The organism is Bradyrhizobium embrapense (genome assembly GCF_001189235.2).
GTDB classification, from domain to species: domain Bacteria; phylum Pseudomonadota; class Alphaproteobacteria; order Rhizobiales; family Xanthobacteraceae; genus Bradyrhizobium; species Bradyrhizobium embrapense.
Window position 1 is genome coordinate 778,519 of sequence record NZ_LFIP02000003.1, and the last position, 26,436, is coordinate 804,954.

A 26,436-nucleotide genomic window follows, 5' to 3' on the forward strand; every position below is an offset into this window, starting at 1 on the left:
GCGATGATCGTCTGGGTTACAGGCGCGAATGGGTTCATCGGCCGCCATCTCGTGCATGCGTTGGCGGGGGCAGGCCATGCGGTGCATGGCGTCGGACACGGCGCGCTTGACGCAACGGAAGCCCGGCGGCTCGGCTTGCAGAGCTGGATCAACGGTGAGATCGATGCGGCCAATCTCAATGCGCTTGCGGCGGCGCACGGGCAGCCGAGGCGCGTCTTTCATCTGGCTGGTGGATCGTCCGTCGGCGTCTCGATCGAACGGCCGTTCGAGGATTTTTCGCGGACGGTCGCAAGCACCGCTCGGCTGCTCGAATGGCTGCGCGGATCCGCGCCGGACTGCGCGGTGATCGCGGCGTCGAGTGCGGCTGTCTATGGCGCCGATCATTTCGGCCCGATCTCTGAAAGCGCGATCGTAGCTCCGATGTCGCCCTACGGGCAGCATAAGCTGATGATGGAGCAACTGTGCGCAAGTTACGCGCGGTCGTTCGGCTTGCATTGCACGGTCGTGCGGCTGTTCTCGGTCTATGGGCCCAACCTGCGCAAGCAATTGCTCTGGGATATCTGCTCGCGGCTCAACGCCAAGGAGCAGGTGCTCACGCTCGGTGGGACCGGCAACGAGACGCGCGACTGGACCGACGTTCGCGATGTCGCGAGGCTGCTTGCAAGCGTCGCGGAAGCGTCGCCGTCACCGGAAGCCTTCCGGGTCATCAATGGCGGTTCGGGCCGGGGGACCAGCGTTGCCGACATCGCCGCCGGTCTCATCGGACGGTGGGGCAGCGAGACGGTTGTGCGGCATTCGGGTGTGAGCCGCCCCGGTGATCCCATGAGCCTGTTGGCCGATGATGCGATGCTGCGCCAGACCGGCTTCGATTGGCGCATTCCGCTCGATCAGGGCCTCGCCGATTACGTGGCCTGGTTCAAGGGGCAGGCTTCGTGACGTCCCGCCCATTGCGGTTCGCGTTCAATCACATCTCGCGACGGATTTGGGCCGGCGGGTTCAACTATCAGCGCAATCTGTTCGCGGCGCTCGATCGGTTCTTGCCCGGCGAGTTCGCTCCGGTCGTCTTTGCCGGGACGCGGGCCGACGAGAACGAACTCGCCGAGCTTGTCGCGATACCAGGCGTCGAGATCGTCCGATCGGAGGTGTTCGACGGGCAGCCGGGTCTTGCTGCGGCACTCGCTCTCGGTCTGGACCGCGGAGCCGCGGCGGCGTTTCGCTCCGCGCATGTGGATGTTGTCGTTGAGTCCGCGCGCTTCTTCGGTTGGCGGCTGGCGATCCCTGCCGTGGCGTGGATTCCGGATCTGCAGCACCATTCTCTGCCTCAGCTGTTTCCGCGGACGGCACGTTGGCGCCGCGAGATTGGCTTTCGCGTTCAGCTCGCGTCAGGTCGGACCATCATGCTGAGCAGCGAGAGCGCCTTCCGCGATTTCAAGGCTTACTACCCACGCGCCAGCAACCGCGTCAGCGTCGTTCGCTTCGCGACCCAGCCGCCGGACGCGTTCCTGAACATCGACCCATCCGAAGTCATCGCGGCGTACAATCTGCCGACGAACTACTTCTATCTGCCCAATCAGTTCTATCGCCACAAGAACCATCAGCTCGTCGTCGACGCGTTGGCGATCCTGAAGCGTCGTGGGGTCGAGGTCGTCGTCTGTGCATCTGGCAGCACGGAAGATCGGCGTGAGCCGGGATACTATGATCTGGTCAACGCCGAGATCCGGAAGCGCGGCCTCGATACGCACTTCCGTCACCTCGGCGTGATCCCGTTGCCGCATGTCTATGCGCTGCTGCGGGCTTCCACCGCCCTGCTCAATCCCTCGCGCTTCGAGGGCTGGAGCACGACGGTGGAGGAGGCGAAGTCGTTCGGCGTTCCGATGATCCTGTCGGACATCGAGGTGCACCGGGAGCAGGCCGCCGGCGCTGCGCGCTATTTCGGCGTCGACGATGCAGCCGCGCTGGCGGATCACCTGATGCAGGCCTCACAGGAGGCTCACGGGCTGACCATTCGAAACGTTGTCTCGCACCAGGACGACAATGTCAGCGCATTCGCGGCGAGTTTCGCGGCCACGGTGCGACAGGCCGCCGGTCACGAATCCTTCCGGTGAAGCGCTTCTCTCGTCATGCACGTGTTAACCTCGGCCAAAGCCCGTCGTAGTCTTTCTCAAATTCGCGCAGTTTTTTACAATGCAAATTGCCTGCCTCACGAGCGCCAGGGCCGCAGCAATATCTCCAGCATCGATTGAGTGGGCTTCGACGCCAAAGCATGTCCGGTTGCGCTAGGCAAGTTAGCGAAAAGCTGGGTACGGAACTTCGCAATCTATGGCGAGTTCCACGGGCTGATTGGGCCTGCCGGATCCAGACGTTCCGAGCAGAGAATCACGAGGCGTGGCGCTGGAACCGCTGCGAAGCCGCTAAACTTTCACCCCTGCGCATTGTATTCGCCTTAGTGCCGAGACAAGCTGGGAAGCGCCACCTTTTTAAGAGCTGATTAATGACGACCGCGCATCCTTTGCTGGAGCTTTCGGTGCTGAAGAAGCGAGAAATCAAGATCCGCTTCGATGGGACGACCCAAGGCTGGAACGATCAATGATATCCAAGGCTAGGCTCCAAAGCGATCAGCATCAGGACGGTGGCGAGGTGCCTGCGCCTTACAGCCCACCGCCGACGCCTGTCGTCCTCCCTGATGAATCGATTCAAGCGCACGCTGCGGTGAGCGGCTCGGGCTCGGGCGGCGTAGGTTCTGTTGTCGCGGAGACCTCTGGTGGGCTCACGATCAACCTGATCTTCGACGCTGCCGCAATGGCAGCGCCTTCGAGTTTCCGATCGGAAATCGAACAGGCCGCCGCGCTTTTGAGTGCAGCGATCACCGACAAGATTACACTCAATTTCAACGTTGACTATAGCGGAACCGGTGGCGGCGCTGCGGGAGGGCCCGATAATGGACAGTGGCTCGGCTATTCGACAGTCAGGGCCGATCTCCTGAACAATGCGTCTGTGGGGGATACGACTTTCAATGCGTTACCGGCAGGCACTTCAATTCAGGGCCAGTCCTCGGTCGCGGTGTGGAACGCGCAACTCAAGCTCTGGGGATTGATCGGTGCGAACGACACGACGACCGATGACGGTAGCCTTACCTTTGCCACCGACATCGATCCCAGCCTCCTAGTCGGCGTCGCCCTTCACGAGCTCACTCATGCCATGGGCCGTGTTCCCTACGGATCACAACCGGATATTTTCGATTTCTACCGTTTCACCAGCTCCGGTGTCCGGTTATTCTCGAACAATATTCCGGCATCAGCGGCCTATTTCTCCCTGAACGGAGGCGGCACGAAGCTGGCTGACTACGGCCAGAACTCTGATCCGAGCGACTTCCTCAACAGCGGCGTGCAGGGTGCAAACGATCCGTTCAACGAATATTACACCGGCAGCACGTTGCAGCATCTCACTTCGATCGATCTGCAACAGCTCGATTCCCTCGGGTTTCACATAGCGGCATCATCCGCATCTACGGCCGCCAAAACCACCGGTGTTACTGCGCAACTGACGGATGGTCAGATCGACATCTTGCAATTTAGCTCCGGTAATCTGACTGGCTCGTCGCTGACTCCTCAAAGTTTTTGGAAAGTTGTTGGCGATGTGGATTTCAACTCGACAGGTAGCAGCCAGTTCGTCACGCAATCCAATGGCCAGATAGATCTACTTTGGTTTTCGGGAGGGAAACTCTCTGCATCGCTGTTGCTTGCCGGCAGCTACCTGGACGTCAAGGGCGCAGGCCATTTCAGCGGAGAGACGAACCCCGGGTTCGTGACTCAGTGGAATGGCCAAATCGACTTTTTATGGTTTGATTCCTCCGGCCATCTGACCGCAAGCGCTCTAACCAGCCAGACGTTTTGGAACGTCGTGGGAGTTGCAGATGTCAATGGGGATGGTCATTCCGACGTCATAACTCAATCTGCTAGTGGCCAAATAGACATTCTGTATTTCGATCAAGGGAAGCTGATCGGAAGCAATCTGTTGCCGGGAAGCTACGATCCTGTGCACGACGCCAAGAACATGACGGCCGGAACTGCCGAACTCATAACCCAAGGCAGTGCGGGCCATGTCACCGAACTCGCGTTCGACGGCAGCAACGTCACCCAAGTCGCGCCGGTTGGATCTTCCGGGATTTCCCTGGTTCAGGCGGGCGCGGCATCCGATCAGTTCTTCGCGTCTGCGCCGCAGGTTCAGGTTGTCCCTTCAGATCCTGCTCCGAATGCCGCTGGACCGACAACCATCGACGGCACGACGTTGAATCTTCAACAGCCATCCACGTTCAGCGGCCAGATCATTGCGTTCAGCGGCGACGGCGGACAGGGGTCCGATCAGATCGACTTGCACGGCATCAACTTCCACACTGTCCATTCCAGCTTCGACAATACCTCCGGGGTGCTCTCAGTGAGCGATGGCTCTCACACGGTCTCGCTCCATCTCCTCGGGGTGTATGCGCAGGACAACTTCCAGTTCGCCGACGATGGGAATGGAGGAACATTGGTCGTCGCGGCGGCATCACCAGGCCAAAGTGGCAACCAAGTTTTCAATTCGGCGGCGCAGGACACATTCGCGTTCGCGGAAAACTTCGGCCATCTGACCCTCGCGAACTTCGCGCCCGCGACCGATACGCTGCAATTCAGCAAGAGGGTCTTTGCGGATCTGACCTCCCTGGTCGCAGCGATCCACGACGATGCGTCCGGCAACGCGGTCATTACCGATGCCGCCCACGACACGATCACGCTGCAGCATGTCACAACGGCGCAGCTGCTCGAACACCAGGGCGGCTTCCACATCGTTTAGATGAGACTTGGCTCTTCCTGCCCGTCGGATAGAGGTGCCGGCGGCCCGTGAATTGCCTGCGAGGGTATTCACGCCAAGGCCGAACCCGAGGTCAGGTCGAAGATGCTGCTGGGATCTTCGTAAGCGCTGAGCATGGCTTTGGCGATGAACCTCGGATTGTGCCATCGTTCGACATAACGTCGCGATGCCTGGCCCCGTGTGGGCCACTCAGACCTTCGATCAAGAATGGCGGCAATGCTTTCGACAAGGTCTCCCGGGCTCAGTCTGTAAACGGGCAGCTCACGCCTTATGGCATCCGGAACGAACATCATGTCTTCGTCCCTGATGTAGCATGCGGCCGGCTTTCCCATCGCCATCATTTCAACGGCAAAACCTCCGTACCAGCCTGCCAGCACCTGGTCGATCGCAAGGTCCGCCGACCGATAGATCTCCAGCGCCTGCTCGTGGCTGGTCTTCTCGACCAGGATGAGGTCGAAGTCGTATCGCGATCGCAACTGCTCCAGCGCGTTCAGGATCATCGGCGTACCCTTGATCCGTCCGGCAGTCGGGGCATGAACGATCTTTGGCCGTCCCTGCACGGAAGGCGGCACAATTTCGAACCTCTCGATCTCGACGTTTGAGTATGGGAGAAACTGGCCGTTCGGTACGACGTGCCCGAGCTCCGGATTTAGATAGAAGACTCGATCGAACAGCGGCAGGACCTTTTCGATCAGAAAGTGGCGTCGATGATCAAGAGCGTCTGTGCATCGTTGATACAGCTCGCAGTGCTGTGGAGCGCACATCGTCCATTCGTTTCGCCTGTTTCCTTCACTGGCCAGCCGGACGTCGCAACCTTGCAGGGTCATGAACAGCTTTTTGTCGAACAGACGTGCGGCGTGCAGGTCTGCGGTCGCCAGCCTGTTGATGATGTCCGTTATCAGCGATGCCCGGGAGAGCACTGATCCCGGTGCCGAGAGGGGGAAACCCGGCGACAGAAAGGTCTGTCCAAAATAGTAATGAAGAACATCGTAGTGCCACTGGTTCTTCAGACCGAACGCTGCGCTGCGAATGGCCGTATCGACAAATCCGGCGTCCTTTTCCGAAAGCATCCGGTCTGCGGAGTATCCGAGCCATGTGTCGTTTCGAACGACCACGTCGCTGGATGCGCCGAGCTGCCGTTCGGCGCGGGACAGCACCCAGGGCTGGTTTCCGACATTGACTGGTCCGTGCAGGATTCTCATGTGCGTGTGTTCAGGTCCGCACAGGGCTACGAGGCATGATCGTCTCCCGCGAGCTCGCTGACCTGCCTCGTCAGGCTTGCCCGCAGATCCTCGGGAAGGGCCGCAGTTTCGCAATAGAGCCTTCCGAGCCTCGCTGCGACCGCTTGCAAGCTGTAATGTGCTTCGACATAGCGGCGCCCCGCCTTGCCGATCTCGTTCAGGTCGAGCTCACGCCTCAAGCATCGCTTCAGAACATCATAGATCTCGTCAGGACGCGTGTTGATGATCGGACAGGTGGCCGGATCGATCATCATCCGGTCGTTGCGCAGGAAGCACAGCACGGGTTTGGCCATGGCCATCGCCTCCAGGGCCGTATAGCCGTGAAAGCCTGCGACGAATTGATCCGCGACAACGTGCGAGGCGCCAAAGAGCTCGATGACCTTCCTATTGGGAACGCCCTGCACCGAAACCAGCTCGATCTTCTCTCCCTCCTTGACCAGCCGATCAATCGCCTCGATCAGAAGCCTGGTTCCCTTGAAGTGCCCGTGGTTTGGCGCATGTGCCACTTTTAGCACGTCGCCGGCCTTGTAGACGGGCGGTTTCGCGGCGAGTTTGCTGGCGTCAATCGGCCAGTAGTGCATGTCCCGGCAGTCGGGTACATACGTCGCCATATCCCCCATCGCGATCTGCGCGGTCGCGCGGCCCTTGAGGCGGTTGATCGACGAGGCGTGCATCTCGGTCGTGCAGACACAGAACTTGCCCGGGGCCGGGCATTCCTCGCACAGGTTCGGGTGACCGAGTGCAAGCGTCGAGTCCCGTGCCCGGACATCGGCGCCGTAGGCGTAAGTGTACAAACGCTTCCCCGACTGGAACAAGAGGTCGAGTTCCTCAGGGTTGATGCCATAGCGTCCATCGCTCAGCATCAGGCCGCGGTCATAGAAGTAATTGAAGATATCGTAGCGCAGCAGGGCCCACGCCAGAACCAGGCGACGAAACAGGCCAAGACCGCTTCGGCTGCGCAGCAGTCGAAGGAATCCCTCGAACAGGATGAGATTGATGTCGAATGATCTCGTCACATAGTAGGTGTTGAACACCAGCGACGAGGAGCGAAACCCCAACATTCGATCGCAGCGCGCGAGAAGCGGCAAGGTGAGGATCGGGGTGGCGGCCCAGAGGGTGCGCACCTTTCCCTTCGCCAGGCGCTTCTCGGTGGCGCGCCGCGCCGCACGAACAAGCACGCGCATGACGAGACCTGCGACGGCGGAGCGGGCCGGCCGGGGAGATGCAACGTCGGCGGCAGGAAGCGGCGCTTCCGTAAAGGACGTCGGTCTGATGGGTTCGATCTTGTTCACTCAGGATCCGATGGATGCCAACTCAACATCAGCCAGGAACTTCTAGCACAGGTTTGGTCCGCAGCGGCCATGTGATGGAGTCCCCGAGAGGCGACGCAGAGTTGGCCCCGGTCCTCGCTATCTCAGGTTTCAGCAGTCCATGGAAACAGCTTCGATCGGCCCGGGAACGTTGACGCTCAATACATGAACAGGCTAAGACACCAGCGGTTTGTTCCAAATGCGCACATATTCTGACGCGGCGGTTATACCGAGCTCCGCCATCGAATCAATCTGGATAGGCATTTCGTGTGCGGCATATTTGGCCTCGTAGATAAGACCGGGCCCGTCGATGCCCGCCAAGTGGACCAGATGACCGATCTCGTCGCCCACCGCGGTCCGGATGGGCGTGGGGTCAGGGTCAACGGGAACGTCGGGATGGGACACCGGCGACTGGCCATCATCGATCTGACCGACGACGGCGCACAGCCGATGCGCGACAGACGGCTTCCCATCTGGATCACCTACAACGGCGAGATCTACAATTACGTTGAGCTCCGCACCGAACTCGAGGCTCTCGGATATACTTTCCATACGGCCTCGGATACCGAGGTCTTGCTCACAGCCTATGTTTGCTGGGGTGCAGGGTGCCTCGAACGCTTCAACGGCATGTGGGCGTTTGCGATCCACGACGAGCGCGACAACACGCTGTTCTGCGCTCGCGATAGGTTCGGCGTGAAGCCGTTCTACTACGTCAATACGGCGACGCAGTTCGCGTTCGGCTCGGAGATCCGCCAGCTTCTTCCGCTGATCGGGCGCCCGATCGCGGACGACGATCTGATCAACGATTTCCTCGTTTGCGGCATGACCGACCACACCAGCCGGACCTTCTTCAAGGGCGTCGAGAAGCTGCCTCCCGGGCATCGCATGCGCGTCGATGTGTCGACGGGGCAGGTCGAAATCGAGCGCTACTATTCGCTTGCGCCCGGACCGGCCGTGTCCGACGAAAGCGGCGCAGCAAAATTGCTGCGCGAGCTGCTTGATGATGCGACGCGTCTGCGGTTGCGTTCGGATGTCCGTGTCGGAACCTGCCTGTCGGGTGGGCTGGACAGTTCGAGCGTCGCGACGCTGGCTGCGCGGCGCTATGCGCCAGGCTCGAGCGAGCGCTTCTTTGCCATCACCGCCGTGAGCGAGCAGGCGTCCAACAATGAGGAGGCGTACGCGGCGGAAGTTGCGGGAAAGGCGGAGCTGAACTGGTTGCGCACCAAGCCGTCCTATCAGGACTTCGCATCCACGACCGAGACATTGCTCGACGTCCAGGAGGAGCCGTTCGCTGGCCCTTCGATCATGATGCAGTATGCGGTGATGAAGGCCGCGCGATCGAACGGCGTCATCGTGCTGCTCGACGGTCAGGGCGGTGACGAAACATTGCTGGGGTACCATCGCTACTATGCGGCCTGGTTGCGCGACCATCTTCGCAGCGGTGGCGTCGGTGGATTTCTGTCCGCCTTCGGCGCCGCCACGCAAGCGGGTATTTCGCGCGGGCGGTTGCTGATGTATCTGTTCGGTGCCAGCTCGGCAGGGCTGCGCGCTGCCTATTACCGGCTGCGTTATGCGTTCCTCAGAAATCCCGACTTGCCCGAACCGCTTCGCCGCTTTGCGTCGAAGACGAGGGATGCGCAGGCCATGCAGGTGCTGGAGATTACCGAGACCAATCTGCCGATGCTGCTGCGTTTCGAAGACAAGAACTCGATGCGGTTCGGCATCGAAACGCGGCTTCCGTTCCTTGACTATCGCTTCGTCGAGTTTGCCTTGGCGCTGCCAACGCGCATCAAGCTGAACAAGGGATGGCCAAAATGGCCGCTCCGTGCCGCCATGAGCGATCTCTTGCCGGCCAGCATCAGCTGGCGGAGGGACAAGATCGGTTTTGCCGCCCCCGACCAAATCTGGCTCACGCGGCACTCGGCCGTGATGCATGACAAGGTGATCGCAAGCGCGCTCCTGGCCCGCTATGTCGACATGCCGAAGCTCAAGCGGAAATTTCACCGGCTCGATCTCGGCATGCGCTGGAGGCTTTATTGCGTTGCGCTCTGGGGTGAGCGCTTTCGGGTAGAAGCGCCATGAGGCCCGATGATTCCTGGATATCATCGTTGCCGTCGGCAAATGCCGGCTTGTCGGCCACTGCTTTCCGGGCTGCCCGATGAACATCTGGCTATTGCACCCGTTCGCAGGAGGGCCGGGCCTCGGTCGTCACTGGCGTCCGTTTTGGTTGGCAGATGCCTGGAGCAAGATGGGGCATCGGGTCGTCGTGGTCAGTGCCGGCTTCCATCACCTGCACAGGGAGCCGCGCGCGCCGGGGCCGCAGCGGATCAACGGTGTCGACTTCTGGTTCCTCGATACCCCACGCTATGATGGCGGCAATCTCGGGCGGCTTCGCAACAATTTGAGCTTTGCGCCGGCGTTTCGTTCGGCGACGTCCGCGATCGCCGCGCAATTCGGCGAGCCGGACCTGATGATCGCGTCTAGCCCGCATCTGTTCTTCATTTCGGCGGCGCGTCAGATCGCACGGCGCTTCGGTGCCCGGTTCTGGCTCGAGGTTCGTGACCTCTGGCCGGAGAGCATCGTGGCGCTTGGAATGACCCCGACCTGGCACCCCCTCGTGCGGCTGCTCGGCTGGAAGGAGCGGTCCGCCTATCGCGCCGCCGATCGCGTGATTTGTCTTTTGGCCGGTGCAGAAGCCCATATGCGGGCGCGCGGCTTGAGCGCCGGCAAGTTCATCTGGATCCCCAACGGGGTGTCCGACGGCGAGATCCAGAGCGCGCTGACGATCGAAGCGCTTCGTCATCCGTTGATAGACCGCATCGATCAGCTGAAGCAGGAGGGCAGGCGGGTTGTCCTCTATGCCGGCGGCATGGGGCCGCCAAACGCGGTGGAGGTCATTCTCGAGGCCGCGGCTGCTCTCGGCAGCGCAGCCCCCGGGATCAGCTTCGTTCTGATCGGTTCAGGCACCTCGCTCGCCGCACTGAGGCAGCGGGCGGTGGGGCTTGCCAACGTGGAGTTTCACGACGAAGTCGATCGGTCGATTGTGCATGGCATGCTGAACGCCTCCGATTGCGCGGTCGTCGCCTTCCACAAGAACGCGCTCTACCACCACGGCATCAGCCCCAACAAGCTGTTCGACTATTGCCTCTTCGCACCGCGCAGCGTCATTGCCTGCGAAGAGCGGGCGCTCGCCGGGCTCGAGGATTTGGTGACCGCCCGATGCGCGCCGGACGACCCCGGCGCACTCGCCGCGTCCCTGCGCGCGGCGCTGGATGGTCCAGCGCGTTTGCGGGCCGAACGCGTCGCCATCGCGCAGCGCTACAGCTATTCGACGCTCGCCGGGCGGTACCTGGCCGATCCGGGTGATCCTGCCTAGGTGTGGCTGCCGTGACACATTGCCGTTATAAAATATGTTTATTATCAATGCATTATCATGTTCATAGCGTGAACGAATTCCCTTGACGTTCATCCGATGAACGCGCTATCAGGCTCCTCCAGTGGGGATAGGCGTGATGGCGGGCATTCTACCGACAGATGAGAATGACAGCGACCGGCTGGTGCTCGGTCTGCTCACCTCGCTTGAAGCCGATGGTGCGCAGTCGCAGCGGCGGATTGCAGCCGATCTCGGCGTCGCGCTCGGCCTGGTCAACGCCTACCTGAAGCGGGCGATCAAGAAGGGCTTCGTCAAAGTCGGGCAGGCGCCGGCCCGGCGTTATGCCTATTACCTCACGCCGCAGGGCTTCTCCGAGAAATCGCGACTGACCGTCCAATTCCTGTCCGACTCCTTTTCGCTCTTCCGCAAGGCGAAGGAGGAGTATGGCAGGCTGTTTGAGCGTGCTCAGGCGCTCGGCTTTAGGCGGGTGGTGCTCGCCGGACAATCCGACCTCTGCGAAATTGCGATCCTGTGCGCGGTCGACGGGCCAATCTCGATCCTTGCGATCGTTGATCCCGATGCAATCGCGACCCGGTTCATCGGCGTCAAGGTCGTCTCCTCCTATGCGTTGGTGGACGAGCCGTTCGATGCGGTCGTTGTGACGCATCTGACGGCGGCGCGCAGCGTATTCGAGCAGGCGGTCGGCAATTTCGGCGCCGAGAAAGTCCTTGCGCCGGATCTGCTGGGCCTGCGGCCAAAGCAGTCGCTGGGAGCGTGATCGCCATGGAGCACGGTTCACGCTGGTACGTCGTCCAGACCCAGGTCAACGCCGAAGCAAAGGCGGCCGCCAACCTCGAGCGGCAGGGTTTCTCGATCTATTTCCCTCGTTACCTCAAGCGCCGCAGCCACGCCAGGAAGGTGGAGATTGTGCCGCGTCCGTTGTTCCCGCGTTATCTCTTCGTCGGGATCGATCTCGCATCGCAGCGATGGCGTGCCATTCAATCGACGCTCGGCGTGTCGCATCTCGTGTGTGTGGGAGACCGGCCGGCGGTGGTGGAAGACCGCGTCATCGATGCCTTGAAGGGGCGCGAAGACGACGCCGGCTTCATCACGCTTGCGCGCCGGCCGGCATTCTCGCCGGGGGATAAAGTGCGAATTGTCGAAGGTGCGTTCGTCGACAGTCTTGCGCTCGTCGAAGACGCCAGCGATCAGCATCGCGTTGCGGTTCTCTTGAACCTGTTGGGCCGCAAGGTCCGTGTTCTTGTCGGAACGGACCTGATCGCGGCGGCGTAAGTGCGCCTGCCCTCGGGCAGGCGTGATGGACATGTTTGGCTTGGGTGTGATGCTCGATTCACCCCGAGTGCGGTAGCTTGCCTGAAGCAGGCGGAAAACGTTTGAGGGACCCATGACGACTTACGCACTGATCGGCGCTGCCGGCTACATCGCGCCGCGGCACATGCGGGCGATGGCCGAGACCGGCGGCAATCTGGCTGTGGCGTACGATCCCAACGATTCCGTGGGCATCATGGACAGCCATTTTCCGGATGCCGAGTTCTTCACCCAGTTCGAGCTGTTCGATCGTCACGTCGACCAGTTGCGCAGAGGCGGCAGGAAGATCGACTACGTGTCGATCTGCTCGCCGAACTACCTGCACGATGCGCATTGCCGGTTTGCGCTGCGCTCGGGCGTGGATGCCATCTGCGAAAAGCCACTGGTCCTCAATCCCGGCGACATCGACGAACTGGCCGCCATCGAGCAGGACACCGGCCGCCGCATTTCGACCATTCTGCAATTGCGGCTGCATCCGGCGATCATCGCCCTGCGCGATCGCTTCGCGAACTCGAACAAGCGCCACAAGGTCGAGCTGACCTACATCACGTCACGCGGGCGCTGGTATCACACCTCCTGGAAGGGAGCGGACACCAAGTCCGGTGGTGTCGCGACCAATATCGGGGTGCATTTCTTCGACATGCTGAGCTTCGTGTTCGGCCCCGCCAGCCGCAACGAGGCGCACCTGCGTGAAGAGGAGAGGGCGGCTGGTTCCCTGGAGTGCGAGCGCGCGGACGTGAGCTGGTTCCTGTCGCTGGACCGCAACGATCTGCCCGACAGCGTGAAGGGCAAGAAGACGACCTATCGCTCGATCACCGTCGACGGCGAAGAGGTCGAATTCTCGGAAGGGTTCACCGATCTCCATACGCGGAGCTATGAGGAAATCGTTGCCGGCCGCGGCTTCAGACTGGACGAGGTCCGCCCCTCGATCGATATCGTCTCGACGTTTCGCCACGCGCCGATCGTCAGAAGCAACGGCGTTCACGCCTTTGCCCAGAAGGCGATGCACAGATGAGCCAGATGCGCGAGGATCCGCGCTTCCCGGGCGTCCTGATCCATCAATCGAGCTACGTTGACGATGGGGCGGTGCTCGGGCGCGGCACCAAGATCTGGCACTTCTGCCATATTCTGCCGCGCACGGTGATCGGCGAGGATTGCTCGATCGGCCAGAACGTGATGATCGGTCCGAACGTGACGATCGGAAACGGCTGCAAGATCCAGAACAACGTCTCGATCTATGACGGTGTCGAGCTCGGCGATGACGTGTTCTGCGGTCCGAGCTGCGTCTTCACGAACGTGAACAATCCGCGCGCCGGGGTGTCGCGGAAGGACGAGTTCCGAAAGACGCCGATCGGGCGCGGCGCCAGCATTGGCGCCAATGCGACCATCGTCTGCGGACATTCGCTGGGCGAGTACTGCTTCATCGGAGCAGGTTCCGTCGTCACGAAGGATGTCGCTGCATTTTCGTTGATGGCGGGCAATCCGGCCCGCCGAATTGGTTGGATGAGCAGAGCGGGCGAGCGGCTGGGCAGCGATCTGGTCTGCCCGCGCACTCATCGTCGTTATGAGCTTCACAATGAAGCGCTGGTGGAAATCGAGGGTTGAAGAAAATGGACATTCGCGGAAAGAAGGTTGTCGTTATCGGGGGCGCCGGGCTGATCGGGTCGCATGCGGTCGATCAACTGACGCAGACTGACGTCGGCGAGATCGTCATTTACGACAATTTCGTGCGCGGCACGCATGAGAACCTTGCCGGCGCGTTGCGCGACCCCCGCGTCAAGATCTTCGAGGCCGGCGGCGACATCACGCAGACCGACATCCTCGATGCGGCGCTGAAGGGAGCCGACGGGGTGTTCCAGTTCGCTGCGCTCTGGCTGTTGCAGTGTCACGAATTCCCGCGGACGGCTTTTGACGTCAACGTCAACGGGATGTTCAACGTCCTGGACGGATGCGTGCGCAACGGCGTCAAGCGGCTGGTCTGGTCGTCGTCGGCTTCCGTCTATGGCGATGCCGTCGAGGAGCCGATGACGGAAGACCATCCGTTCAACAACAAGAACTTCTATGGTGCCACCAAGATCTGCGGCGAGGCGATGGCCCGCGCCTATCACTTCCGCTACGGCCTCGACTATGTCGGCCTGCGATACATGAACGTGTACGGACCGCGGCAGGACTACCGCGGCGCCTACATCGCCGTGATCATGAAGATGCTCGACGCGATCGACAAGGGAGAAGGGCCGACCATCCTGGGAGATGGCTCGGAGGCGTTCGATTTCGTTGCGGTGGAGGATTGCGCGCGCGCCAATCTGTGCGCCATGGGCGCGAGCGCGACGGATCGCTTCTACAATGTCGGCACCGGGCACCGGACCTCGCTGAAGCAGATCGCCGAAAAGCTGCTGAACCTCACCGGTTCGAATCAACCCATCAACTATGCGCCGCGCAGCCAGGCCACGCTCGTGCGCAACCGGATCGGATCGCCGAAGCGGGCACAGGAGGAGATCGGCTTCACTGCCGCGATTGATTTGGACGAAGGGCTGCGGCGGCTGATCGACTGGCGCAGAAGCCATATCGATCAGGTCGATCAGCGTCGTGCCAAGGCTCAGATCTAAAAAGAGGCCCAGATCTGAAAGGCTCAGATCTGAGCTCGCATCCGACATCATGGAATAGATCGGCCAGAATCACATGTGTGGCATAGCCGGAATCCTGCACCGCGACGGGCGGCCCGCTTCAATCACCACGTTGACGGCAATGACCGACATCGTTGCCCATCGCGGGCCGGACGGCGAGGGCCATTACTGCAACGGTCCCGTTGGGCTCGGTCATCGCCGGCTGTCGATCATCGATCTGACCGACGCATCGCGGCAGCCGATGGAGACGCGCGACGGCCGGTTTGTGCTGACCTACAATGGTGAGATCTATAACTTCAAGGAATTGAAGGTCGAGCTTTCGGCCAAGGGCCATGTCTTCAACTCCTCGGGCGACAGCGAGGTATTGCTGCATGCCTTCGCTGAGTGGGGCATCGATGCACTTCTCAAGTTCAACGGCATGTTCGCCTTTGCGATCTGGGACAATCGCGAGCGGAAGCTCACGCTGGCCCGGGATCGCTTCGGCGTGAAGCCGCTCTACTACGCCGAGCTTGGGCAGACCTTCGTCTTCGCCTCCGAGCACAAGGCTTTTCGGGCGTGTTCGGAGTACAAGCCGCGCGTCGACATCGCCGGGCTGTCGGAGTATCTCAGCTTTCAAAACTTCTTCGCCGAGCGGACGCTGTTTGCCGGTGTGAAGTTGTTGCCGGCGGGCTGCTATCTGCAAATTTCGCAGGACAGCAGGGCGGTCGAGCCGGTGCAGTACTGGGATTTTCATTTCGAGGAGCCCGAATACGCCGTCGACGAGAACGAGGCGACCGACGAGCTCGATCGCCTGTTCAGGCAGGCGGTCAACCGGCAGCTCGTGAGCGACGTCGAGGTCGGCTGCTATCTTTCCGGCGGCATGGATTCCGGCTCCATTACCGCGCTTGCATCGAGCCAACTGCCGTTCATGCGGACGTTTACGGTCGGCTTCGATCTCAATTCGGCCTCGGGCGTCGAGCTTGGATACGACGAGCGGACGAAGGCCGAGCATATGTCGTACCTGTTCAAGACCGAGCACTACGAGATGGTCTTGAAGGCCGGCGACATGGAGCGTGCACTGCCCCGGCTTGCATGGCATCTGGAAGAGCCGCGGGTCGGCCAGTCCTACCCCAATTTCTACGCGGCGAAACTCGCATCGAAATTCGGCAAGGTGGTCCTGACCGGGACCGGGGGAGACGAACTTTTCGCCGGATACCCCTGGCGTTACTACCGCGCCGTCGTGAACGATGACTTCGATCACTACATCGAGAAGTACTTCGGTTTCTGGCAGCGCATGGTTCCGAGCGGCACGATGCCGAGCCTGCTGGGGCCGGTATGGGATGAAGCCAGGCAGACCTCGCCGATCGATATCTTCAGGGGCGTGTTCAAGGAGCACGCCTCGGAGCTGCGGCGGCCCGAGGACTACGTCAATCACTCGCTCTACTTCGAGGCCAAGACGTTCCTGAACGGCCTGCTTGTCGTCGAGGACAAGCTGGCGATGGCGCATGGGCTCGAGAGCCGAGTGCCGTTTCTCGACAATGATCTTGTCGATTTCGCCATGAAGCTGCCCGCCAAGATGAAGCTCGGCAATCTGACCGAGGTGGTCAGCCTCAATGAAAACGAGCCCGGCGGTAAGGCGCAGCGGTATTACGAGCGCACCAAGGACGGCAAGCTGATCTTGCGGAAGATGATGAGCCGGCATATTCCCGACGAAGTCGCGGAGCGCGAGAAGCAGGGCTTCTCCGCGCCGGACGCCAGCTGGTTCAAGGGCGAGAGCATCGAGTACGTCAAGCGGAGGCTCTTCAGCAACACAGCCCGCATCTACGACCTGGTCGACCGAAAGACCGTTCGCTCGCTAGTCGACGAACATCTGGAGGGGCGGCAAAACCGGCGGCTGCTGATCTGGTCCTTGCTCAATCTCGAGCAGATCATGGAAAGCAGCTTTTAAGCACGCACAATGGGAGCGCGCTGAAGATGAATAGTCTCTTTCCGACGGCAAGATGGGTGCGGGTCGGCCTGTCACCATACCGCAACTCCCAGGCCCTGTGGATCACGATCAATCAGATCCGACGCTATCGCGAGCTGTTGCGCGAGATGGTCGATCGTGACCTGAGCGCTGCGCATGCCCGGCACGGATTTGGCGCCTTGTGGGTCTTCATCCACCCGCTGGTTGTCGTTGGAACATACCTGCTCATATTTGGCTTCGTGCTCGGCAGCAAGCTGTCGATCACCGCGGATTTTCCGGGAGACTACTCTGCCTACATCCTCGCAAGCCTGGTGCCGTGGCTGATGTTGCAGGCTGCGCTGGTGCGTGGGCCCGGAGCGCTGATCGGCAGCGCGAATCTCGTCAAGCAGGTCGTGTTTCCGATCGAGCTGCTTCCGATCGCGGCAACCATTGCCGCGACGATCCCCCATCTGCCGGCCCTCGGGCTCGTCATTCTCTACAAGGCCTATGTGGGGGGCCTCAGCTGGATGCTGCTGCTGCTGCCGGTCGTATTTGCCATCCACGCAATTCTGGCGATCGGATTGAGCTTCGCGCTGTCCGCAATCACTCCGTTCTTCCGCGATCTGCGCGAGATCGTTACGGTCTTCACCTCGATTGCGATGTATCTGATGCCGACGGTGTACCTTCCCGACTGGATGCCGCGTGCCCTTCGTCCATTGATCTATTCGAATCCGTTCAGTTACGTCGTCTGGGTCTACCAGGACGTTCTCTTCTTCGGTTCGTTCAGACATCCGTATGCCTGGGCGGTGACCATCGTGTTCGCACTGCTGAGTCTGGGGCTCGGATATCGCATGTTTGAAAAGCTGAAACCGTACTATGGCAATGCTCTCTGACAATCTGGACGCCGGCGAACTGATTCCGCTTGCCGGGTCATTGGAGCCGCAGTGCGCCATTCGGGTCACCGACCTGGGTAAGGCCTATCGGCTCTATACGCAGCCGCTGGATTTCCTGAAGGAGATCATCACCGGAAAGCCCCGGCACCATGAACACTGGGCGATCCAGAACGTTTCGTTTGAAGTGTTGCGCGGTCGCGTGGTCGGCATCATCGGGCCGAACGGCGCGGGAAAGAGCACCCTCCTGAAGATTATTGCCGGACTGCTGGATGCCTCGACCGGACGGGTCGAAGTGGCGGGGCGGTTGTCCGCGATCTTGGAATTGGGGACCGGCTTTCATCCGGATGTGTCGGGTCGCGACAATATCGTCCTCGGCGGCATGTGCCTGGGTATGACGCGAGCCGAAATCGAGGCGAAGGTTCCCTGGATCATCGATTTCAGCGAGCTTGCCGATGTGATCGATCAACCGTTCCGGACCTACTCGAGCGGCATGCAGGCGCGGCTCACATTTGCGACAGCGATCAGCGTCGATCCCGAGATATTCATCGTCGATGAGGCGCTCGCGGCGGGTGATACTGCCTTTGTCAACAAGTGCATGAAGCGGGTTCGTCAGATCTGCGAAAGCGGCGCCACGGTGCTGTTCGTCTCGCACTCGAGCGGGTTGATCAGTGAACTGTGTGACGAGGCGATCTGGATCGACAAGGGGCGGGTGCTGATGCACGGAAATGCCCAGCGCGTCAGCAAGGCGTATGAGCAGAGTGTCTGGGATATCGAGGAGGCGCGCAATCTCAAGGAAACCAAGAAGCTGAGCCAGGCGATTGAAAGCACGGCTGAAACCGGGAAATACGAACTTGGCGGCGGCACCCTGCAGATCACGTCCGCCGAGGTGATCGACGTCGAGGGCAAGCCGCTCGGCGTTGTCAAGAATGGGGAACCGCTTCGGATACGAATTTTGTGGTCGGGAACAACGGAGCACAAGCAAATCTATGCCAGCTTGCGGATAGACAGTGGCCGTATGCAAGCTGTCGCGGGAATCGAAGGGTATGACGGCGGCATGTTTCTAGACGCAGACGGCTATCTACCGGAGCGCGGGAGTATCGTCTACGAGATACCAGAACTCGCTCTTGGGGAGGGCCAGTATTTTGTTTCCGTGAGCCTGTGTCGTCACATGCTGCCGAAGGGGGCAGAGGCCATTCTACATTATGTCGAAAAGGCCGCTCAGTTCTCGGTTTCGCGGAATTCCCTGTGGCACTTTAACTACATCTACGATCCGAAATTCACGTGCCGGATAGAGAGTGACCTATGACCGAAGATCGTTGGCGAGAGAGATTGGAAGCGTTCTTCGAACTCAGGGCGAGTTCGATCGATGAGAAGCCGACCCTCGACGATCTTTGCTATATAGCCGGCCGCAACCCGCGGCTGTGGGCCGACGGCAGGCTCCTCGACGATCTCAGACACGATATGCTCGGTCTGATGAACGTGGACGGGGGGGCGTCGGTTCTTGAAGTCGGCTGCGCGGCCGGGTTTCTGGCGAAGGTGGTGGCCCCCAGCGTCAACGAATACGTAGGAGTTGATCTCGCTGAGGCGCCACTTGCCGTTGCAAGGCGCCTCGAGCTGAAGAATGCGAGCTTCGAGAGGGCGAGCGGCGAACGTCTCCATTTCTCCGATCGGCGGTTCGACGCGGCCTTTTGCTATGATGTTTTCTCGAATTTTCCGTCATTTGCAGCGGGAGAGCCAATCATTGCGGAAATGCTCCGGGTGGTGAAGCCGCAAGGCCGGGTTCTGATCGGATCGATTCCAGACCGTGAAAGAGCGGAAGAACTGCAGGTCGTCGCTAGGAATCTCACGACGAAGTTCGAGCAGGAATTTGGACCCGAAGCGGAACGGGCGCCGTTGGGAACGATTCGGAAGTACGAACAAAGGTCGGGCCGCGCAGCGAAGATCGCCAACCTGCTGGGATTGAGCAAGTTGTCGGCCCCGATTCCGATCGAGATCAAGCCCGAGATCGTCTCCTACTATTTCGACCGCAAGGATTTTATCGCGCTGGGGCGTCGCCTCGGCGTCGAGACGAGAATTGTCGATATCCATCCGCTGAATCCCTATTTCGGCACACGTTTCAACGCAGTGTTTGAATCGCGATGAGGGTCGTCAGGTTTCGCGAACTCGATCGTTGTGACTGGGATCGTTTGGCGCTGCAATCGCCCCAGGCCTGGCTCACACATCGATCCGCCTGGATCGAGATCGAGGAGCGCTTCTTTGTGTCCGCGAACCTGTCATTCGCCCTCGAAGAGAACTCGCAGCTCGTCGGCATCCAGCCCTTGTTTATCAATGAGCGCGCCGGAATGGCATTTGGCGAGCGCTTGTTGCACTCGGGGATTCATCGCCATACCGGGCTTGCGCTCGATCTCGATGTCGACGCGGGCGTCGCGAAGGCCGCACGTCAGGCTGCGATGCAGGAGATAATTGCGATCGGCGACTTATATGACGTCGATCGCATTCAGTTGAACTACCACAATCTCGCGCCGGCAAATCGCCATTCCGGGAGAGAAGCCGTTCCGTTCTGGGTCAGCGAGTTTGGTTTCCAACTCGGTGTTGCGTTTGGGCCGTCGGGAATGTTGCCTTGTCCCGGTTCTTCGACCCTGAACGCCGATCAGTTGGTCGATCTCGCCCCAACCGTTGAAGAGTTGTTCGCGCGATTGGACAACACCTGCCGCACTGCGGTCCGGAAAGCGGAGAAATCAAATCTGCAATTCGAGATATCGAGCGATGCCTCATGTCTCGAAGCCTACATGGATATTGCGCACGCATCGGCCACAAGAACCGGCGAAGCTCTACCCCCACTCGAGTACTACAGAGATATCTTCAAGTCGTTTGCTGCTGACGGTGGTGTTCACGTTGCTTTTGTCAGGCACGATGCGAAGCCAATTGCGGGCCTGATCTTGTTGGCCGACAAGAAGGCAGTCAGTTTTCTCGCCGGTGTTTCCCTGCCCGACGCGATGAAGCTGAGGCCCAACAATTTTCTGCACTGGAATGCAATGACGTGGGCCAAGCATTCGGGTTTCGAGGTGTACCGGTTTGGACCCTGGTTTCCGGAGGTGCCACGCGACTGGCCGATCTCCAAGGTCTCCCTTTTCAAGACCAAATTTGGATCGAGAAGCCTGCCAATCGTCCAGGGTAGCTTGTTCCGCCGGCCAGAACTCTACACGCCGAGCCATCCGAACCCGCTGAACGAGGTTGGACGGCTGCCGTTGCGACCGACTGTTTCGGGACAAGCCGGAGCGTCGTTCATTGCGCAACATCTCCAAATGTTCGGGTTCGAGCGGGCCTCCTCCATGCAGGATGGCGAGCCCCTGGTGCTTCTTCGCCCGGGCCACGCCGACGTGTCCTTGGCGGAGGGCGCTCTTGGACGAGGCGGTTGCGTGATCGCCGTTCTTCCTAGTGTGCAGTTTGGAAATGCGTTCGGTGTGGAAACGCAGCCAAAAACAAGCGCCTCACCTCAAATGTTCCACGCAGCGTTTGCAGGTTCAAAACCTTGGTCACGACTGCGAACGTTGCATTCGTATATGCACTTCAAGCCCAAAGGTAATGTTACGACGATCGTGGCGAGCCAGCGCCAGGAGGCGATCTGGCTTCAGCGCCGGCCCGGGAATGGCGGTTCGATCATTTTCATTGGAACGGATCTCGCTTCCGACCTCGTCCGTTATCGGCAAGGCGATCCTGCGGCTGCGAGCAATCGACCGACGAATGCCATGTGGGGCATTGCCGGCGAACGGCCGAACTACTTGTTTGAAGATCAGCTTTCGGGCGAAAATCTCGACGAGCGGCCAGCCGACTGGTGGTGCGAGGCGCTGGCCGATGCCGTGCACCGGTTGTGCGGCTTGGCGAGATCGCCAATGTTGCCGAATGGAGCGGCGGGCGCCATCGTTGTGACGGGGGACGACGACCAGGCGGCACTTCATTGCTACGCGCAGCAGGCGGAAGCACTCGGCTCGCTGCCGGTCACGTATTTTCTTCATCCGCTTACCAAGCACGACAGCGATACGCTGAACCAGCTTAAGGCAGGTCGGCGCCTGGAGCTCGGTCTGCATCCGGACGCGCTCGATCAGCCGGACAAATACTCAGAACTATTTGCCGCACAGGTGGGCTGGTTCCGACAACTTACGGGCCACGATCCCCGTACGGTGCGAAACCACGGGTTCCTCAACGATGGTTACTGGGGGCACGCGTCGACCTGGATCGCCCATGGTACCGCTGGCAGTTCCAATTTGCCGGGGCTCGACGGCCGCGTTATCAACGGCTCGCTTTTGCCCGCGCGTTTGGTGCTCAACGGTGAGTTGACGGACCACTGGAGCGTCCTGACCGCCATTGGCGACGGAGTTGTGTTCGTACAGGGGGTGGACAGTGTTCAGTCGGCCAAATGTATCACGGACCTCGCGAAGCGCATCAAGGACAGCGGCGTTCCCGGCGTGATCGTCGTCAATCTCCATCCCGAGAATATTGAGAAGACGCGAAGCATGCACGAAGCGGTCCTTGATGTTGTGCGCGACGGCTTCGTGCCATTGACGATGAGTGAATGCTTTGAATGGTTCGAACGCCGACAACAGCCAGAGGTTCAACAGCAGAAACGACCGCTCTTTCAATGGCGGAGAAGACATTGAGTACAGTTCGTCGACGCTTGGTCGTGCTTGGGGGGCCCGGAGACGGGCTTGTTGTCGCAGAGGCCATTCACCAGGCTGCTGCTGCAGGGCAGCAGGTTGAGCTTGTCGGCTTCCTCAATGATGCGCTGCCATTAGGGACGACTTTGCAAAATGTCCCGGTCCTTGGACGTTTCGAAGACTGGCGGCAACTCGATTCCGGCCTGCTGTTCTGTCCGGCGGTTCAAAAGGTGAAGGATATGCCGGCCCGGGTGGGCAGGATCGAAAGCCTTGGAATTCCGGATGGGCGTTGGGGGACCATCATTCATCCGCGGGCTGTGGTGGCATCCGATGTTGAAGTCGGGGTCGGCGCCTTCGTGGCCTCCTGCGTCACGGTTCAACCCGGATCCCGGATAGGGCGATTTGCCAGCCTTCGCGCCGGCGCGGTTCTCGGCCACCATAGCGTCGTCGATGATCACGCCTACGTCGGGCCAAATGCGACGATGTGTGGGCGAACCGTCGTGTCATACGGTGCGCATCTCGGCCCTGGGGCCGTCTTGCTCGATAATCGCACTCTCGGACCATTCTCTGTCGCAGGAATTTCGTCCGCGGTTACCAAGGACGTGCCGGAATACTGGGTGGTGTTCGGAAATCCGGCCGTCCGGGTCGGTACGATTCAAAAACGTAAGAGATAAGCAGTTACCTGACCCGCGTCATGTTTGGATCAAGGATAGGAACATGATCGCTCTCGCCAACCATCTCGTATCGAGGGAGGATGTATGACGGACGTTCGCGCCAAGATAGTTGAAATCATCAACGGAATAACGCGGCCTGCAAAGATCGGCAATTCCGACCCCGAGAAGTCGTTGCTTGCCGAGGGACTCCTGGACTCTCTCGATTTTGCCAGCGTGCTGATGGCGATTGAGGACGAGTTCGACCTCGTTCTGCAGGATGCCGACGTGGAGGACCTGAATTCGATCAACAAGCTGGTCCAATTCGTTTCGGTCCACGCGACGGCCTAGGTAGGTTGGCTGTGCCGCGATCGCCACAACTTGTTCTCGTCACCGACGAAACTGCAGGCAGAGCCCTGACGATCGACGACATCGTGGTTGGCGATGCAGTCGAGCAGCAGTTTGCATTCAATCGTCCAGCGCGCGATGCCTTTGCGATCGTTGCAAACGATCGCGCGCCTGTTCATGACGACGAACGGTTTGCTCACAGCAAGGGATTCGGCGGTCCTATCATTCAGGGGTTCTGCGTTGCCTCGCGGTTCTCTCGGCTGATCGGAATGTATCTGCCGGGCGAGCACGCAATTCTGCAAGGCGTCAATATCACTTTCCGGCAACCTACTTATGAAGGGCAAGCTGTCCGTTTCCGCGTGTGCGTAACGCGAGTGCTTCGGCCCATGCGGGTCATCAAGCTGAGTCTTCTGACGACATCGGATAGCGGCGACCATCTGGAAGGCGAGGCGCAATGTCTGATACGGTAGCGAAGAGCGCGTCGTCTGTGGCGTCTCTCCTGGAGCGCATGGAGAGCCGTCGAGACACTCCGGCATTGGCGATTGGGAAGTCAGAAATCTCGACCGGTCATTTGCTTGCGGCAATGTCGGCTTGGGAGGCGGATATCGTGGCTGCGGGAATCGCGCCCGGCGATATCTGCGCTTTCGAGGGGGAATATGGCGTCGAATCGATCAGTCTGATCCTAGCGTTGTTGAAGCTCAAGACGGTTCTCGTGCCCTTCAGCCTCGGTGTGCGCGAGGAGCGCGGGCGATTGTCGTCGCTGGCCCGAGTGAAGTGGTTCATTGATCCGCTCACACGAGAAGTCGTGCGACAGGATGAGTTGGAAGGCGATGATCATCCGCTGATTGAAGACCTCAGGGCCCAAGAGCATCCAGGTCTTATCGTATTTACGTCCGGATCGTCCGGCACTCCCAAAGCGATCCTTCATGACGTCGAGCGTGTCGCCTCGAAGTTTATAAAGCCGCGCAAGTCCTGGCGGATGCTGTTGATGCTGCTGATCGATCATTTCGGGGGGGTGAACACGCTTCTTGCCTGCCTGTTCGACGGTGGCGTCGGGATATGCGTCGGCAACCGGTCTCCGGAGGCGGTGTGCCGGGCAGTATCGGATGGGCGGGCCGAATTGCTTCCGACAACGCCAACGTTCTTGGGCGTGCTGATCGGCTCGGGTCTTTGGAGAAAGTACGATCTCTCGTCGATTCGTTTGATTACATACGGCGCCGAGCCGATGCCACCCGCTACACTTCGGCGGGTGAGGGAGGTCTTTCCAAATGCCGTTCTCAAGCAGACCTATGGCCTGTCCGAGCTCGGTGTCCTCCGCTCCTCGTCACCCGACCCCGAATCTCTATGGATAAGGATTGGGGGGGATGGTTTTGAGACGCGCGTGATTGACGGTGAACTTCACGTTCGATCGGCGTCGTCCATGCTCGGATACCTGAATGCGCCAAGTCCGGTGAGCGCCGATGGTTGGATGAGCACCGGCGATCTCGTCGAGGAAAACGACAGCGGATTGGTGCGCTTTATCGGCCGCAAGACCGAGGTTATCAATGTTGGCGGGCAGAAGGTCTTCCCGCTCGAGGTCGAAGACGTGATCCTCGAACTGGAGGACGTTGTGGAGGTCGCCGTTCATGGAGTGCCTCATACCCTGCTGGGCAACGCAGTCGTCGCGCGGGTAGCCCTTCAGCGGCCGGAAAGTACAAGTGAGGCGGTTCAGAAAATCCGCGATCACTGTCGAAGCCGTCTGCAAAAATACAAGGTTCCAATTCGGTTTGAGATCGTCGACCACTCTTCCCTGACGACGATGCGGTCGAAAAAGGCTCGAACCCGCCCGATGCCGAAGAACTGATTTGATGTGCACGAGAGTTTCCAGATGAATGACAAGCGCAGCATTTTGGTGAGTGGCGGAAGTCGCGGCCTCGGCTTGGCGCTCGTGAAGGCCTTCCTCGCGGATGGGCACCGGGTAGCATCTTTTAGCCGTCGGCAATCGAGCGAAGTGGTTGCGCTCCTTAACGACTATCCGGATCAGTTCATCTTCTCCGAGTGCGATATGTCGGAGACCAATCGCTTCAGGGAACTTATTCGGAACTTTGAGAAATGCATCGGGCGGCTTTCAGGTCTGGTCAACAACGCAGGGATCGTGGCGGAGGAACTTCTGGCGCGGCAGGATATCGGCGATATCGAAAGGCTGCTGGCTGTCAATCTGGCAGGACCGCTGCATCTTACCCGGGCTGCGATCCGCGGCATGATGATCAGTGGCGGCGGAGCGGTCGTAAACATCAGTTCGATCGTCAGCGTCAGCGGATATAAGGGCACGGTTGCTTATTCCGCCACGAAAGGCGGAATCAATGCAATGACCCGCGCTCTTGCCAGAGAGCTGGGTGGCCGCGGAATAAGGGTAAACACCGTGGCGCCTGGCTATATGGAGACGGATCTTGTTGCCGACATGGATCCTTCGAAATTGAAGCAGATCGTGAGGCGAACGCCGCTGGGCAGAGCAGGGACAGTCGACGATGTCGTCGGGATAGTTCGCTTCCTGATGAGTGAAGAGGCCAGGTTCATCACCGGGCAGACCATCGTCGTCGATGGCGGCTTGACGGCCTGAGCGAAATGCAGACGCTTCTCTTTGAACCAGCCGCCGCATTTCGGGGATCGCGCGATTATGTGCACTCCACCGATATTTACGAAGAGATCCTGGCCGGTGCCCGATACCACGGCATCCCCCTGGATTGTGGTTTCGACCTGAGAATTCCTCGTAAGATCGGCTGCCGCCCGGTCTATTCCTTTATCAAGGATGGAGGCGCGGATACGGCAGACGCGGCAGCTATCGCCCTGCTTCCGGGATCTCCCTGGCAAGTGAAGATCACCGAGACAGCAGAGCCGGTTCTCGCGCGGAAGAGCTATGATGAGCAGAAGATCTTCAACGCGTCCCGGATTGCCGGAAGCCGGATATCGCTCGCGGAACCGGTTGGGATGAGGCCTGTCGAAGTTGCTACGGCTCTTTCGGTAAACTTTCACAAGTCCAGCTTTCCGCCGAATCCCGGCACGCGCTGGCTTTTGGCGCGGCTCGAGTTGTCTCGATTGTTTCGAGACGAGGAGTCTGACGAACTTGCTATCGAGCTTGAACGCAGGGTCGGCAAGAAGATGACCCGATCTCGTATTGTCTCGGCAGACGGTGCGATCGGAACCCTGACATTCATCCTGGCATAGTGGATGAAGATGCGTATCGACGCAGTCCTCCATGTGC

The 26,436-nt window shown here is 60.0% G+C and carries 25 protein-coding genes; 21 read left to right on the forward strand and 4 right to left on the reverse strand.

What is annotated here, in order from left to right; all coding sequences use genetic code 11:
- Window positions 1-3: 3 nt before the first annotated feature.
- Entirely contained in the window at window positions 4-936 is a 933-nt protein-coding gene (locus AKN83_RS17710) for an NAD-dependent epimerase/dehydratase family protein (RefSeq protein WP_050403622.1), read from the forward strand.
- Here AKN83_RS17710 and AKN83_RS41235 read toward each other — a convergent pair.
- Window positions 903-1,313, reverse strand: coding sequence for a hypothetical protein (locus tag AKN83_RS41235; protein ID WP_244522009.1), 411 nt, complete (start codon window positions 1,311-1,313; stop codon window positions 903-905). The two genes, AKN83_RS17710 and AKN83_RS41235, sit on opposite strands and share 34 nt — an antisense overlap.
- A gap of 84 nt (window positions 1,314-1,397) precedes the next feature.
- Here AKN83_RS41235 and AKN83_RS41240 point away from each other — a divergent pair, with 84 nt between their 5' ends.
- Both AKN83_RS41240 and AKN83_RS41245 read left to right on the forward strand, forming a co-directional pair.
- Window positions 1,398-2,105, forward strand: coding sequence for a glycosyltransferase (locus tag AKN83_RS41240; protein WP_244522010.1), 708 nt, complete (start codon window positions 1,398-1,400; stop codon window positions 2,103-2,105).
- A 481-nt stretch (window positions 2,106-2,586) separates the two neighbouring features.
- Window positions 2,587-4,830 (forward strand): NF038122 family metalloprotease, encoded by a 2,244-nt coding sequence (locus tag AKN83_RS41245; protein ID WP_050403620.1) that lies wholly within the window; start codon window positions 2,587-2,589, stop codon window positions 4,828-4,830.
- Between the two features lie 68 nt (window positions 4,831-4,898).
- On the opposite strand, the gene AKN83_RS17725 is transcribed toward AKN83_RS41245, so the two are convergent.
- From AKN83_RS17725 to AKN83_RS40580, 3 genes are all read right to left on the reverse strand, one after another.
- Window positions 4,899-6,050: a glycosyltransferase gene (locus tag AKN83_RS17725; protein ID WP_157113435.1), complete on the reverse strand. Its 1,152-nt coding sequence runs from the start codon at window positions 6,048-6,050 to the stop codon at window positions 4,899-4,901.
- A 26-nt stretch (window positions 6,051-6,076) separates the two neighbouring features.
- The gene (locus AKN83_RS17730; protein WP_050403618.1) at window positions 6,077-7,381 is read right to left on the reverse strand and encodes a glycosyltransferase family protein; all 1,305 of its coding nucleotides are present in this window, start codon (window positions 7,379-7,381) and stop codon (window positions 6,077-6,079) included.
- A gap of 192 nt (window positions 7,382-7,573) precedes the next feature.
- Window positions 7,574-7,750: a hypothetical protein gene (locus AKN83_RS40580; protein WP_172803550.1), complete on the reverse strand. Its 177-nt coding sequence runs from the start codon at window positions 7,748-7,750 to the stop codon at window positions 7,574-7,576.
- Between AKN83_RS40580 and asnB (AKN83_RS17740) the strand changes: the two genes are divergently transcribed.
- The 18 genes from asnB (AKN83_RS17740) (at window position 7,721) to AKN83_RS17825 (ending at window position 26,399) form a co-directional block, all read left to right on the forward strand.
- A complete protein-coding gene (gene asnB, locus AKN83_RS17740; RefSeq protein WP_488226119.1) occupies window positions 7,721-9,481 on the forward strand; it encodes an asparagine synthase (glutamine-hydrolyzing) in 1,761 nt (586 codons plus the stop codon). The two genes, AKN83_RS40580 and asnB (AKN83_RS17740), sit on opposite strands and share 30 nt — an antisense overlap.
- A 76-nt stretch (window positions 9,482-9,557) precedes the next feature.
- A complete protein-coding gene (locus AKN83_RS17745; protein WP_083992103.1) occupies window positions 9,558-10,775 on the forward strand; it encodes a glycosyltransferase family 4 protein in 1,218 nt (405 codons plus the stop codon).
- Window positions 10,776-10,911: 136 nt separating this feature from the next.
- On the forward strand, window positions 10,912-11,550 hold the full coding sequence (locus tag AKN83_RS17750; RefSeq protein WP_050403615.1) for a winged helix-turn-helix transcriptional regulator: 639 nt from the start codon (window positions 10,912-10,914) through the stop codon (window positions 11,548-11,550).
- A 5-nt stretch (window positions 11,551-11,555) separates the two neighbouring features.
- Window positions 11,556-12,065, forward strand: a complete 510-nt coding sequence (gene nusG, locus AKN83_RS17755; RefSeq protein WP_050403669.1) for a transcription termination/antitermination protein NusG — start codon at window positions 11,556-11,558, stop codon at window positions 12,063-12,065.
- A 112-nt stretch (window positions 12,066-12,177) separates the two neighbouring features.
- On the forward strand, window positions 12,178-13,116 hold the full coding sequence (locus tag AKN83_RS17760; RefSeq protein ID WP_050403614.1) for a Gfo/Idh/MocA family oxidoreductase: 939 nt from the start codon (window positions 12,178-12,180) through the stop codon (window positions 13,114-13,116).
- Window positions 13,113-13,706 (forward strand): acyltransferase, encoded by a 594-nt coding sequence (locus AKN83_RS17765; protein ID WP_050403613.1) that lies wholly within the window; start codon window positions 13,113-13,115, stop codon window positions 13,704-13,706. The genes AKN83_RS17760 and AKN83_RS17765 overlap by 4 nt, the downstream gene beginning before the upstream one ends.
- A 5-nt stretch (window positions 13,707-13,711) precedes the next feature.
- A complete protein-coding gene (locus AKN83_RS17770) occupies window positions 13,712-14,707 on the forward strand; it encodes an NAD-dependent epimerase/dehydratase family protein (RefSeq protein WP_050403612.1) in 996 nt (331 codons plus the stop codon).
- Between the two features lie 73 nt (window positions 14,708-14,780).
- Window positions 14,781-16,652, forward strand: coding sequence for an asparagine synthase (glutamine-hydrolyzing) (asnB, locus tag AKN83_RS17775; RefSeq protein WP_050403611.1), 1,872 nt, complete (start codon window positions 14,781-14,783; stop codon window positions 16,650-16,652).
- A 56-nt stretch (window positions 16,653-16,708) separates the two neighbouring features.
- Window positions 16,709-17,542, forward strand: a complete 834-nt coding sequence (locus AKN83_RS17780; RefSeq protein WP_050403610.1) for an ABC transporter permease — start codon at window positions 16,709-16,711, stop codon at window positions 17,540-17,542.
- On the forward strand, window positions 17,526-18,848 hold the full coding sequence (locus AKN83_RS17785; protein ID WP_083992104.1) for an ABC transporter ATP-binding protein: 1,323 nt from the start codon (window positions 17,526-17,528) through the stop codon (window positions 18,846-18,848). Before AKN83_RS17780 ends, AKN83_RS17785 begins: the two co-directional genes overlap by 17 nt.
- A complete protein-coding gene (locus AKN83_RS17790) occupies window positions 18,845-19,684 on the forward strand; it encodes a class I SAM-dependent methyltransferase (protein ID WP_083992105.1) in 840 nt (279 codons plus the stop codon). Before AKN83_RS17785 ends, AKN83_RS17790 begins: the two co-directional genes overlap by 4 nt.
- The gene (locus AKN83_RS17795) at window positions 19,681-22,200 is read left to right on the forward strand and encodes a lipid II:glycine glycyltransferase FemX (RefSeq protein ID WP_050403607.1); all 2,520 of its coding nucleotides are present in this window, start codon (window positions 19,681-19,683) and stop codon (window positions 22,198-22,200) included. The genes AKN83_RS17790 and AKN83_RS17795 overlap by 4 nt, the downstream gene beginning before the upstream one ends.
- Entirely contained in the window at window positions 22,182-22,871 is a 690-nt protein-coding gene (locus AKN83_RS17800; RefSeq protein WP_050403606.1) for an LbetaH domain-containing protein, read from the forward strand. The genes AKN83_RS17795 and AKN83_RS17800 overlap by 19 nt, the downstream gene beginning before the upstream one ends.
- An 84-nt stretch (window positions 22,872-22,955) precedes the next feature.
- The gene (locus AKN83_RS17805) at window positions 22,956-23,198 is read left to right on the forward strand and encodes an acyl carrier protein (RefSeq protein WP_021080477.1); all 243 of its coding nucleotides are present in this window, start codon (window positions 22,956-22,958) and stop codon (window positions 23,196-23,198) included.
- A gap of 11 nt (window positions 23,199-23,209) precedes the next feature.
- On the forward strand, window positions 23,210-23,665 hold the full coding sequence (locus tag AKN83_RS38365) for a MaoC/PaaZ C-terminal domain-containing protein (protein ID WP_172803568.1): 456 nt from the start codon (window positions 23,210-23,212) through the stop codon (window positions 23,663-23,665).
- A complete protein-coding gene (locus AKN83_RS17815; RefSeq protein ID WP_050403604.1) occupies window positions 23,650-25,038 on the forward strand; it encodes an ANL family adenylate-forming protein in 1,389 nt (462 codons plus the stop codon). Before AKN83_RS38365 ends, AKN83_RS17815 begins: the two co-directional genes overlap by 16 nt.
- A gap of 24 nt (window positions 25,039-25,062) precedes the next feature.
- Window positions 25,063-25,794 (forward strand): SDR family NAD(P)-dependent oxidoreductase, encoded by a 732-nt coding sequence (locus tag AKN83_RS17820; RefSeq protein ID WP_063695420.1) that lies wholly within the window; start codon window positions 25,063-25,065, stop codon window positions 25,792-25,794.
- Window positions 25,795-25,799: 5 nt separating this feature from the next.
- Window positions 25,800-26,399 (forward strand): hypothetical protein, encoded by a 600-nt coding sequence (locus tag AKN83_RS17825; RefSeq protein WP_050403602.1) that lies wholly within the window; start codon window positions 25,800-25,802, stop codon window positions 26,397-26,399.
- The last annotated feature ends 37 nt before the right edge of the window (window positions 26,400-26,436 follow it).

What these genes read in the sequence shown, in the direction of transcription:
- AKN83_RS17710 (WP_050403622.1), top strand. Translation starts at nt 4, where the DNA reads ATGATCGTCTGGGTTACAGGCGCGAATGGGTTCATCGGCCGCCATCTC.
- AKN83_RS41235 (WP_244522009.1), bottom strand. Translation starts at nt 1,313, where the DNA reads ATGGTGCTGCAGATCCGGAATCCACGCCACGGCAGGGATCGCCAGCCG.
- AKN83_RS41240 (WP_244522010.1), top strand. Translation starts at nt 1,398, where the DNA reads ATGCTGAGCAGCGAGAGCGCCTTCCGCGATTTCAAGGCTTACTACCCA.
- AKN83_RS41245 (WP_050403620.1), top strand. Translation starts at nt 2,587, where the DNA reads ATGATATCCAAGGCTAGGCTCCAAAGCGATCAGCATCAGGACGGTGGC.
- AKN83_RS17725 (WP_157113435.1), bottom strand. Translation starts at nt 6,050, where the DNA reads ATGAGAATCCTGCACGGACCAGTCAATGTCGGAAACCAGCCCTGGGTG.
- AKN83_RS17745 (WP_083992103.1), top strand. Translation starts at nt 9,558, where the DNA reads ATGAACATCTGGCTATTGCACCCGTTCGCAGGAGGGCCGGGCCTCGGT.
- AKN83_RS17750 (WP_050403615.1), top strand. Translation starts at nt 10,912, where the DNA reads ATGGCGGGCATTCTACCGACAGATGAGAATGACAGCGACCGGCTGGTG.
- nusG (WP_050403669.1), top strand. Translation starts at nt 11,556, where the DNA reads ATGGAGCACGGTTCACGCTGGTACGTCGTCCAGACCCAGGTCAACGCC.
- AKN83_RS17760 (WP_050403614.1), top strand. Translation starts at nt 12,178, where the DNA reads ATGACGACTTACGCACTGATCGGCGCTGCCGGCTACATCGCGCCGCGG.
- AKN83_RS17765 (WP_050403613.1), top strand. Translation starts at nt 13,113, where the DNA reads ATGAGCCAGATGCGCGAGGATCCGCGCTTCCCGGGCGTCCTGATCCAT.
- AKN83_RS17770 (WP_050403612.1), top strand. Translation starts at nt 13,712, where the DNA reads ATGGACATTCGCGGAAAGAAGGTTGTCGTTATCGGGGGCGCCGGGCTG.
- asnB (WP_050403611.1), top strand. Translation starts at nt 14,781, where the DNA reads ATGTGTGGCATAGCCGGAATCCTGCACCGCGACGGGCGGCCCGCTTCA.
- AKN83_RS17785 (WP_083992104.1), top strand. Translation starts at nt 17,526, where the DNA reads ATGGCAATGCTCTCTGACAATCTGGACGCCGGCGAACTGATTCCGCTT.
- AKN83_RS17790 (WP_083992105.1), top strand. Translation starts at nt 18,845, where the DNA reads ATGACCGAAGATCGTTGGCGAGAGAGATTGGAAGCGTTCTTCGAACTC.
- AKN83_RS17795 (WP_050403607.1), top strand. Translation starts at nt 19,681, where the DNA reads ATGAGGGTCGTCAGGTTTCGCGAACTCGATCGTTGTGACTGGGATCGT.
- AKN83_RS17800 (WP_050403606.1), top strand. Translation starts at nt 22,182, where the DNA reads ATGGCGGAGAAGACATTGAGTACAGTTCGTCGACGCTTGGTCGTGCTT.
- AKN83_RS17805 (WP_021080477.1), top strand. Translation starts at nt 22,956, where the DNA reads ATGACGGACGTTCGCGCCAAGATAGTTGAAATCATCAACGGAATAACG.
- AKN83_RS17815 (WP_050403604.1), top strand. Translation starts at nt 23,650, where the DNA reads ATGTCTGATACGGTAGCGAAGAGCGCGTCGTCTGTGGCGTCTCTCCTG.
- AKN83_RS17820 (WP_063695420.1), top strand. Translation starts at nt 25,063, where the DNA reads ATGAATGACAAGCGCAGCATTTTGGTGAGTGGCGGAAGTCGCGGCCTC.
- AKN83_RS17825 (WP_050403602.1), top strand. Translation starts at nt 25,800, where the DNA reads ATGCAGACGCTTCTCTTTGAACCAGCCGCCGCATTTCGGGGATCGCGC.